Genomic DNA, 9,770 nt, shown 5'->3' with positions numbered 1-9,770 from the left:
CATCACTCACCCAATCCGTCTGACAACCCGCCAGCCCCGGCAGACCGTCACCGACAGCCACAACAAACCCATGATCGTCACGCCGCGCGAACCGGCTGAAGGTTTACGCGCGTCATACAGATCCTGCTTCACATGATGGGCGTCAACGGCGCGGTCGCCGGCCAGGTCGTGGACATCGAGTCCGAGGGCCGCGACGATATCAACCTGGCGACCCTCGAGTTCATCCACACTCATAAGACCGGCGCCATGATCGTGGCTTCGGTCGTCTCCGGTGCAGTCCTCGCGGGCGCCGACGAATCCGCCATCACCCTGCTCTCCAGCTATGGGGAGAAGATCGGGCTGGCGTTCCAGATCATCGATGACATCCTGGATGTCACGTCGACCTCCGAGCACCTCGGGAAAACCGCCCGCAAGGACATCAAGATGCGGAAGGCGACCTTTCCGCAGCTCCTTGGCCTCGACGCCTCCCGAAAACGCGCGGCCGAACTGATCGACGCGGCAAGAGCGGACCTCGCCCCGCTCGGTGACGACGCGACCCCGCTCCTTGCCCTCGCTGAATACGTCTATTCGCGATCGAGATGAGCCGATGCCTGAGATACACATCAAGAACCAGAAGCCGCGGCTCGAGCCGCCAGCGGACCCCGTCCCGAAGGAGCTGGCAGCAAGCTGGTACGTCGCGCTGGCCTCCGGCGAGCTGCGCGGGCAGCCGAAGGCGTTCCAGCTGTTCGGGCGAGACGTGGTCGCCTGGCGCGAAGCGAGCGGGCGACCGGCAGTCGCGGGCCGGTACTGCCCGCACCAGGGCGCCAGCCTGGCACTGGGGGCCGTGGTCGACGGCTGCCTCCGCTGCCCCTTTCACGGCTGGCGGTTCGACAGCTCCGGCGCGTGCGTCGAGGTTCCCCGCTCCCAGCGCATTCCCACGACGGCGCGACTCGACTCATACCCGACCATCGAGCGCTTTGGTTACATCTGGGTGTGGTACGGGACCCGCACACCACTTTTCGAGCTTCCCGGCTTCCCGGCTCTTGAGGAGGAACAGGAACACTATCTGGGGTTCCGCTACACCGACTGGACCGCCGGTCACCCCCGCCAGCTCCTTGAGAACGCGTTCGACTACTTCCATTTTCAGACCCTCCACAGCCTGCCCCTGGACCGTGCGGAGTTCCGGGTCCTCTCCGATCCCGAGCAGGCCGCGGACAACGGTCCCCCGATCGACAGGGAGGCCTATCTCGGGGGCTGGATGGAAGGTGTCGTGACCCCGGGGCATCCCCTTCGTCGGCCTCGGCACTGGCTGGTCGCGGCCGGCGCCACCTTCTTCACGGGGGACGCGTTCCAGCTCCTGATCGACGGGTGGCCCGGTGGCCAGCGCTACACCGGCTANGTCGGCGGCAGGGAGATCTTCAAGTACCTGATGGGAATCACCCCGACCGCGAACGGCTCGACCATCCAGCATGCCTGGACCGGCGTCCGCCGCAGCGACCGGCGCTGGCGAACCTGGCTGAACGTGGCGATGCTCATCGGGCAGAGCAGGGCCGGGACTCTCCAGGACATGCCGATCTACGACTACACTCAGGCGCACGTCGGCACGGCCAGGATGTTCTACGACACCAACCTGATCAGGTTTCGCCGGTACTACAGGTCATGGGTGGACCGGGTGGCAGAAGGCCAGGGGGAGCCGCAGCCGGCCATGGCCCGCATCCCGGGAGCCGGCGCGTCATGACCGGAAGCATCGTGACCGGAGATCTCGTGACCGCGGAAACCGAGCCGCCGCAGCCAGGCCTGGCCGCGGGCTGGTACATCGCGCTTCCCTCCGAGGAGCTGGGAAAGCGCCGTGGCCAGCCTCTCACCCTGTTCGGCCGTGAGCTGGTCGCCTGGCGCGACGGCACGGGGCGACCTGTGATCATGCGGCGGCACTGCCCGCATCTCGGCGCCAGTCTCGCCTTCGGCAAGGTCGTNGACGGAACGCTCCGCTGCCCTTTCCATCACTGGCATTTCGACGCGGCGGGCGCGTGCACACACGTGCCGGGGACGGACCGGCTTCCCCGCCGTGTGGCGCGGCGGTCCTATCCGACCGACGAGCGCTACGGCTATGTCTGGGTCTGGTACGGGAACCCGGAGCCGANTTNCCCGGTGCCCGCCGTGCCCGCGCTGGCGGAGGGCCGCGAGGCCTACCTCGGCTACCAGTTCTCGCACGTGACCACCGCCTCGCCTCGACGAGTCCTGGAAAATGCTTTCGACTGCGCTCATTTCGGCACGCTGCACCGGGTCCGGTCAGGCGGTGGCCTGAAGATAAACATTCTCACGGAACCGTCAGCAACGGCCGAAAACGGTCCGCCGATCGGCGGTGATGCCTCGATCGCCGCGGCGATGGAGACAGATATCCTCGATCTGCCGCCGACGGTCCGGGCGCTGGGTATTCGGGCGCGGAAGTTCACTCTCCTGATCGACGGATGGCCCGGCGGCCAGCGCCTGACCTTCCTCCTGGACGGCCATGTTCTCGCCAAGGAGTTGCTTGGCATCACTCCCACGTCCGACGGCCGCACCGTCCTTCAGGGCTGGTCGCTCATCCGCCGGACGGGCAACCGGGCGCTCGACCACCTGATTCGCCTCGCCTATCGGGCCCAGCACGAGTGGGGAACCAGGGAGGACCTCAGGATCTACCGGCACGCGAGCGACGTCGACGGCACCGTGCCGGTCACGGCCGACCACGGTGTCCTGAAGTTTCGGAAGCATTACCAGCGCTGGGTTGATGCAGCCCTTCCGGACGATCGCGCGTGCATGTCGTGAGCGCCCCACGACAGCTGACGGAGCCCACCGCCCGGGAAGCCCTCAACCTCGCCGCCGGCTGGTACGTCGCCATGCCGTCACGGCAGCTCGGGTCGCGCCCTCGGGCGCTCACGCTGTTCGGGCGCCCCCTCGTCGCCTGGCGGGACGCCCGCGGCGCTGCGTCGCTGATGCGACGGCACTGTCCGCACATGGGCGCCAGCCTGGCGGACGGCAGGATTGTCGACGGCCTGCTGCAGTGCCCTTTCCACGGCTGGCGTTTCGACGCCCTGGGCACCTGTCAATCGATCCCCGGCCAGGCCAGGATCCCCGCGGCCGCCTCGCGGCCGGCCTACCCGACGGTCGAACGATACGGATACCTGTGGGCCTGGTACGGAGGTCCCCACCCCCTGTATCCGCTCCCGGAACTGCCCGCCGCCTTCGACAGGCTGGGCTGGCATCGCGGCTTCCGCCTCGCCGACAGGACCAGGGCAACGGCCCGCAGAATCCTGGAGAACACCTACGACCCCGATCACCTGGTGGACCTCCACGGGCTTGAGATCGCGGGCCCGATGACCCTCCGGCTGCTCGACAGCCCGGTGGACACGGCGACCAACGGGCCGCCCATCGTGGCCGACGCCTGGTTCGGTGCCGAGCTGACCTGGCCCCGGTACATCGGGAGGACGGGTGCCATCGCCCACGCGGTCGGCGTCAATGCCGACAGCTTCCTGCTCCGCGTGGACGGATGGCCAGCGGGCCAGCGCGTCTCCTACTACTCGGACGGCGTCCTGCGGTACCAGCTCCTGCTCGCCGTCAGTCCGGTCGGGCCCAACGAAACCATTCAACATATCGCCGTCGCGGTCACGCCCGCCGCACGCGCCTGGAAGAACATAACAAAATACCTGGTTGACAGGCTTGAGGTCACCTTTGCGTCGAACCAGGATCTACCGGTGTTCGACAGCATACGAGCGGGAGACAGGCACGGAATCTATCTTGAGAGCGAGTACGGCCTGCGGGCCTTCCGCAAATACTATCAGTCCTGGGTGGACCGGGTGAGCGTCGATGCGTGACGTACGCCCGCTGCGGGAGTTGCGTTCCGGCGACCGGGACACGGTCGGCGCCAAGGCCGCCAATCTCGGCGAGCTCATATCCGCCGGCTTTCCGGTTCCCGACGGTTTCTGCCTGCCCCAGGCGGTGTATCACCGCACGGTCGGGGACAAGGTCTGCCCACTGCTTGCGCAGCTCGACGCGGCTCTTACCGAGGACGCGACAGATGACCAGATCCGACCGATCTCGGCGGCCATGCGGGCCACGGTCGAGGCCACGGACGTTCCCGCCGGGCTCGCTGCGGATGTCGCGCAGGCCCTTGCGGCATGGCGTATCGCTGACGTCCGGGTGTCGGTCCGTTCCTCAGCGACGTGGGAGGACACCGACGCGACGAGCTTCGCCGGCCAGTATCGCAGCGAACTGGGGGTCCCGCCGGCGGCCGTGCTCGATTCCGTACGGCGTTGTTGGGGCTCGCTGTGGGAGCTTCCGGCCATCCGCTATCGGCAACGGCATGGAATTCCGCACGGTGCGGTCGGCATGTCCGTGATCGTCCAGCTGATGGCCGAGGCCGAGGCCGCCGGCGTGCTCTTCACCGTCGACCCGCGGGACGCCGCCGCCGACCGTCTGGTGATCGAGGCCACCTGGGGCTTCGGTGAGGCGCTGGTGAGTGGGAAAGTCGATCCCGACCGTTTTGACGTCGACCGGTCCGGCGCCACGCTGCGCCACGCGCACGTCGCCGACAAACGGCAGATGGTCGCGTATCCGTCGCACAGCGGTGCGGGCGGGGTCGATTTCGTCGACGTTCCGGACCAGCGACGGCGGGCACCTTCGCTCACGGCGGAGCAGGTTGCCGAGCTGGCCAGCCTCGGCCGCGCGATCGAAACCCATTTCGGTGCCCCTCAGGACGTCGAATGGGCCGTTTCCGGAACGACTCTCACGATTCTGCAGGCCCGTCCCATCAGGCTGCCGGCCGCCGATGAGCCACCGCCGCCCGCGGCCGACTGGACAAGTCCGATCGAGGGCGCCTGGTGGGCGCGGATAAGCATCTGTGATTCGTGGCTGCCCGAACCGCTCTCGCCGCTTTTCGCGTCGACTCTTTTCCCGTGCCTGGTCCGGCACTGGCAGCGGAACTGGGCCGGACCGGACTCCGCCCAACGCAACAACCGGCTGCTGCCCACACCGATGACGGGCGTCATCAACGGCTTCGCCTACCTGCGCTTCGACTATCACCTGAACCGGTATCCCCGACACGCCGCAGCCATGGTGCTTCGATTCTTCCGGTTCCATCTCGGCCCGCTGCGCAGGCAGTGGCAGCGGGGCATCCTGCCGCGCCACTCCGAACGCATCGAGGCGGCCAACCGTCGGGACCTCACCCGCCTGGACAACAACGAGCTGCTCGGGCTGATCGACGGGGTGCAAGAACTCAGCGGACGCTACTGGGGGATCATCGGCGGTCTGGCCTGGTACTGGAACGTATCGGAATGGCTCCTGGCAACCGTCTATCCCTGGGTCGCCAGGGCTGGTACGGGCGCGGGACTTCCGATCGGCCCCGGACCCCTGCTGCAGGGCTACCCGAGCCGCACTCTCGACGTCGAACTGGAGCTCGCGGAGCTCGCGCGCCATGACGCCGACGGGGCCGAGTACACGGCCGAGTTCGAGCGGTTCATCGGCCGGCAGGGCCACCAAGTGTACAGCCTCGACTTCGCCAGCCCGACCCCCGCCGAGGACCCCGAAGTCTTCAGGGCAACCATCGAAGCGTACCGGAGCGGAACGCGTCAGCAACCGCAGGAACGAATCGACGCGCTGGCCGCGCAACGGGAGGACCGGCTACGGACGATAAGAAAGGCCCTCCGGTTCGCGCCGGTGAGACGCGGCGTCCTCCACCTGCTTCTGCGGTGGAACCTCCGTCAGGGCCGGCTCCGGGACGAGGTTCTTTTTCACTTCACCCGTGGCTGGCCGGTGCTGCGCCGGGCGTACCTCGAACTCGGTCGCCGGCTGGTGGCGGCAGGCGTCCTGACTGAGCCCGACGATGTCTTCTACCTCACCGGTGACCAGGTGAAACGGCAGCTTGCCGCGCTTGACACCGGCGTGGCCGGCGACGACCTCACCAGCGTCGTCCACGNGCGGCGCCGNCNCCGCNAACAACANCGCCTGCTCAGCCCGCCGATACAGGTCCCGCAGGACGCCCGGATCTTCCTCGGCAGGAGGGACGTCACCGCCCTGGCAGTTTTCGGCCCCCGTCCGAGAGGGGCCGAGGATGACGGGCTGCGAGGCTCTCCCGTCAGCCCCGGTCGAGCCACAGCACCGGCCCGCAGAATAAGTTCCACCGACGACTTCGGCCGGCTACGGCCCGGCGAGATCCTAGTCGCCCCTCATCTCACGCCAGCCTGGTCGCCACTGCTTTCCATCGCGGCTGGTGTGGTAACAGATACCGGCGGCGCGCTGTCGCATGGCTCGATCGTCGCGCGTGAGTACGGAGTTCCCGCGGTTATGGGAGTTCACGGCGCGACCCACATTATCCAGGATGGCCAGGTCGTTACGGTTGACGGCGATCGGGGTCTCGTACTCCTGCAAGGAGTTGAACGTGGCGGCAGACTCTCCGCTCAGCAGCTGGACGCCTCCCCTCGATAACTCGGTCACCCTCCGGGCAGCCTATGAACGGATGCCGGGCTACGAGGCCGACGCGATCCCAAGATATGTTCGGCTGCTGGAGAACCCCGCGAGCCCGATCGCTCTGGCCGGAGCCGTCGACCTGTTCGGCCACGACTGCATCCACATCCTGTTGGGCCGGGGGATGCGTCCGCGAGACGAAGCCTTCGTCATCGGGGTAACCATGGGTGCCAGCGGCGAACTCAGATCCTGGCAGTACCACGCCTACCTCTTCTGCAGCCGGTATCTGTTCCGCGGGCCCTACCGCTTCGGTCCGTTCGAACGGACAATCTTCCAGCTCGGTGTCAGATTTGCGCAGGCTACCGGAATCCGTCCGCTGCACTGCGTCGGCTGGCGACAGCAGCTAGACCGAACGCTCGGCGACCTCCGATCGGACCTGCGGATCGACCTGCGGAACCTGACGACGGTATGGGAGATGGAGCAGCTGATGGCCGATTCCGCGGCCCTGCCCTTCGCCACGTAGCCGGGCCGGCGTGTCACCGGCCTTCGGAGAGCCGATCTAGGCGGGGAAGGAAGACATGGTTACCTTCAGGATCGGTGCCGGTGCCCTGCGCCGGCTCGAGCTCGCCTTCAAGATCGTCTGCTTGTCCGGCATCGCCATTGCCCTGGTCTGGTTCCTTCGTGGTCTGGACGTCACCACGTTCCGGGAGAGCATCGAGGATGCGTCGCCGGTGCCCCTGCTGCTGGCCTTCGGTACCAACCTTCTGGTCCAGTACCTGCGGGCCGCCGGCTGGCGGGCGATGCTCGCGCCGCGGCACGGGATTTCCCTGCGTCGCCTGGTCCGTCTCGAACTGACGGCCCAGGCTGCGTCGACGATCTCGCCGGCGCAGGGCGGCGAGATCGTCCGCGCGTGGATGCTGAAGCGGGACTGTGGCGTCCCCGCCTCGACATCCGGCGCGCTCCTCGTTCTGGAGAAACTGTTCGGCTCGCTCGCCATGGTCGTTCTGGTGGTCGGGACTCCATGGCTGATACCGGGACTGCCCTGGTGGGTGATCGTCGCACCGTTCCTGTTCGGGGCGGTCATCTGCGTGCTGCTGCTCGTCCTTGTCCTGTTCGCGCGGCATCCGCGCGATGCGCAGCAGAGCACCTTCGTCCAGCGGGTGGCCGACGGTATGTATGTGCTGAGAAACCCCCGGCGCATGCTNGTGATCTTCTCGTTCGCGGTCCTAGGTGAGCTGGTCGACCTCGTCGCCGTGATCCTGGTGATACACGCGCTCGACATACACCTCTCCCTTGCCGAGTCCGTGCTCGTCCTGTTCCTGATTGATCTCATGANCCTGATACCCGCCGGCCCCGGCCAGTTCGGCAGTTTCGAGATCGCCGCGGTTTCCGCCGTCGAGCTGTTTCCGGTACGGCCCGAGCCGGCCCTTGCGTTTGCCCTGCTCTTCCACCTACAGCAGCAGATTCCGCAGCTTGTGATCGGGCTGCCTTTTCTCGTCCGGGTTCCGTTTGGTAGGATACGACGAGAGCCGGTCGGGACGCGAGACGACGAGTTTTCGGTCGCAAGTCCAGAAGGCCAAAGCTGAGCGCGAGCCCGGTCTTGTCGGCAAAGATTCGGACCGGAGGTCAGAGTGCGTTGGCTCCTGCTGCTCGGAGCGATCGGATCAGAGGTGATCGCCACCTCGGCGCTCAAAATGAGCGACGGGCTCAGCCGCCTGACGCCCACCGTCATCGTCGGCGTCGGCTATCTGGCCGCTTTTATCCTGCTCGGGAAAGCGATCAAGCAGCTGGAGGTGAGTACCGCCTATGCGATCTGGTCCGGGCTNGGAACCGCGGCGATCTGTCTCATCGGTGCCTTCGCATTCGGCGAGTCGTTGACCGCGGCGAAGACAGTCGGAGTGCTGCTCGTTATCGGGGGCGTCGTAGTACTCAATCTCGCGGGTGCCAGCTGAGGCCGTCCCGTCCAGCGCCCTCGGTCACGTCTNGCAACCTCGTCGTGGCTGGCCCGCACGAAGACAACAACTGCCACCTTCCAGGCGGCGCGATGCCGTGAGTGCCACGAGGAGAGTGTTCTCACGCGATGAGCAGAAAGCTCTTCTGGATGCGATCGCTGAACGAGATCGGCGTCCTGGTCAGAGCAGTGGGAATCTATCGGGATTTTGTCGCGCAGGTGTATTTTCCGGCGCAGGGTCTTTCGCGGTGGCAGCGACTGCGGTGCGCTCCCGTCCTGCTGCTCGTCGAGTACCTCGTTTACCGGGTGGACGCGGTCGCGGAGCTAACGCGGCACGCGAGTTTCGACGATGCCGACAATCGGCGGCTGGCCATTCTGGAGGCCTACAAGGAACGGTTCCGGGCCCTGCTGCGCCGCCTGCACGCGTACAACGACGCCATCGCCGCCCAGCTTGACCTCGGCGAGGAGTTCGTCCGCCTGGAGAACAAGGCGACCTCCGGCCTGGCTACCGGCCGGGAGGACGTGCTGCGCCTCGCCGAGCTGAGATCAACCGATGTCCGCCTTCTGCACCTGATGATTTTCGCGCTTACCCGGCAGTCTGTCGACGAGCAGCTGGTCGGATTGCTCTGGCCGGTGGAGGTGCTGGCCGACATCGCGAACGATCTTTCTCACTACCAGCGAGATGTCGAGAGCTCGACCTTCAACGTCCTGGATTCGTTTACCCGACTGTACGGCGCAGCGGCGCCGGCCGAACTTCGCGCCGTGATGGATCACTACGAAGCGCAGTTCCAGACGCTGCTGGCCGGGTTCCCGGCGGATCGCCGAGCGGACCTGGCGCGGCTGTGCACGCGAAGATTCAGGCCTGGAATCGATGTGATTCCGGTGCCCCGGTTGGCGGAGAAGTCCGTCGCGCCCGGGTCCGGGTGACGGGATGAGATCCGACATCACCTACATCACCGGCCTGGTCTGCGTCTCGTTCTGGGTTGTGGCCTACGCGGGTATCATCTATCGCGGCGCCCAAGAGCAGCCAGGGCGGCGTGGCCGCCANCCTTTCGTATGAGAATTTGAGTCCGGCCGCGGGACGCCTGTGGTCCTGATGTTGGCCGGTGGGCCGTTTCGGCCCGGTATCGCCGAGTCCCGTGCAGCATCTCCGATGCTGTCCGGATCGACGTCGGCGTTCTCTGGTGCTCAGAGCCCGTCCAAGAGTATGGCGGTGGNGGNCCTGGGGNACTCTTTNCTGCTGCTACGAGCGCGTTCCTCAGTTTCCTGTGGTCAGGGCCTCTCCGGACAGCACCTACAGGTTGCTGACCATGGAGGGCTGGCAGATGCAGGTGTTATTCCCACGGTGCGCGGGCCTTGACGTGCACCGGGACACGGTCGCCGCGGCGGTGCGCATCCAAAC

General features: G+C 66.7%; 9 protein-coding genes. All 9 read left to right on the top strand.

Annotated elements, in window-relative coordinates; all coding sequences use genetic code 11:
• The first annotated feature begins 114 nt into the window (after nucleotides 1–114).
• The 9 genes from ALLO2_RS22270 to ALLO2_RS22230 all read left to right on the top strand — a co-directional run bounded on the left by ALLO2_RS22270 (nucleotide 115) and on the right by ALLO2_RS22230 (nucleotide 9,295).
• A complete protein-coding gene (locus ALLO2_RS22270; protein ID WP_349256634.1) occupies nucleotides 115–582 on the top strand; it encodes a polyprenyl synthetase family protein in 468 nt (155 codons plus the stop codon).
• Between the two features lie 4 nt (nucleotides 583–586).
• Complete coding sequence (locus ALLO2_RS22265; RefSeq protein WP_035734581.1) at nucleotides 587–1,717, top strand: Rieske 2Fe-2S domain-containing protein; 1,131 nt, start codon at nucleotides 587–589, stop codon at nucleotides 1,715–1,717.
• A complete protein-coding gene (locus ALLO2_RS22260; RefSeq protein ID WP_035734580.1) occupies nucleotides 1,714–2,784 on the top strand; it encodes a Rieske 2Fe-2S domain-containing protein in 1,071 nt (356 codons plus the stop codon). Before ALLO2_RS22265 ends, ALLO2_RS22260 begins: the two co-directional genes overlap by 4 nt.
• A complete protein-coding gene (locus ALLO2_RS22255; RefSeq protein ID WP_201247807.1) occupies nucleotides 2,781–3,830 on the top strand; it encodes an aromatic ring-hydroxylating dioxygenase subunit alpha in 1,050 nt (349 codons plus the stop codon). Before ALLO2_RS22260 ends, ALLO2_RS22255 begins: the two co-directional genes overlap by 4 nt.
• The gene (locus tag ALLO2_RS22250) at nucleotides 3,823–6,438 is read left to right on the top strand and encodes a PEP/pyruvate-binding domain-containing protein (RefSeq protein WP_035734579.1); all 2,616 of its coding nucleotides are present in this window, start codon (nucleotides 3,823–3,825) and stop codon (nucleotides 6,436–6,438) included. The genes ALLO2_RS22255 and ALLO2_RS22250 overlap by 8 nt, the downstream gene beginning before the upstream one ends.
• A complete protein-coding gene (locus tag ALLO2_RS22245) occupies nucleotides 6,392–6,940 on the top strand; it encodes a hypothetical protein (protein ID WP_011437086.1) in 549 nt (182 codons plus the stop codon). Before ALLO2_RS22250 ends, ALLO2_RS22245 begins: the two co-directional genes overlap by 47 nt.
• A gap of 55 nt (nucleotides 6,941–6,995) precedes the next feature.
• Nucleotides 6,996–8,003 carry a lysylphosphatidylglycerol synthase transmembrane domain-containing protein gene (locus ALLO2_RS22240; protein ID WP_051875528.1) on the top strand — a complete coding sequence of 336 codons (1,008 nt, stop codon included), beginning with the start codon at nucleotides 6,996–6,998 and terminating at the stop codon, nucleotides 8,001–8,003.
• Nucleotides 8,004–8,048: 45 nt separating this feature from the next.
• Nucleotides 8,049–8,369, top strand: a complete 321-nt coding sequence (locus ALLO2_RS22235) for a multidrug efflux SMR transporter (protein ID WP_011437088.1) — start codon at nucleotides 8,049–8,051, stop codon at nucleotides 8,367–8,369.
• A 128-nt stretch (nucleotides 8,370–8,497) separates the two neighbouring features.
• The gene (locus ALLO2_RS22230; protein ID WP_011437089.1) at nucleotides 8,498–9,295 is read left to right on the top strand and encodes a hypothetical protein; all 798 of its coding nucleotides are present in this window, start codon (nucleotides 8,498–8,500) and stop codon (nucleotides 9,293–9,295) included.
• Nucleotides 9,296–9,770: the final 475 nt, after the last annotated feature.

It is taken from the genome of Frankia sp. Allo2 (genome assembly GCF_000733325.1).
In the GTDB taxonomy this organism is placed as follows: Bacteria; Actinomycetota; Actinomycetes; order Frankiales; family Frankiaceae; genus Frankia; species Frankia casuarinae.
Note: the sequence above shows the minus strand (reverse complement) of the source record. Positions and strands in the feature narration are given on the sequence as shown.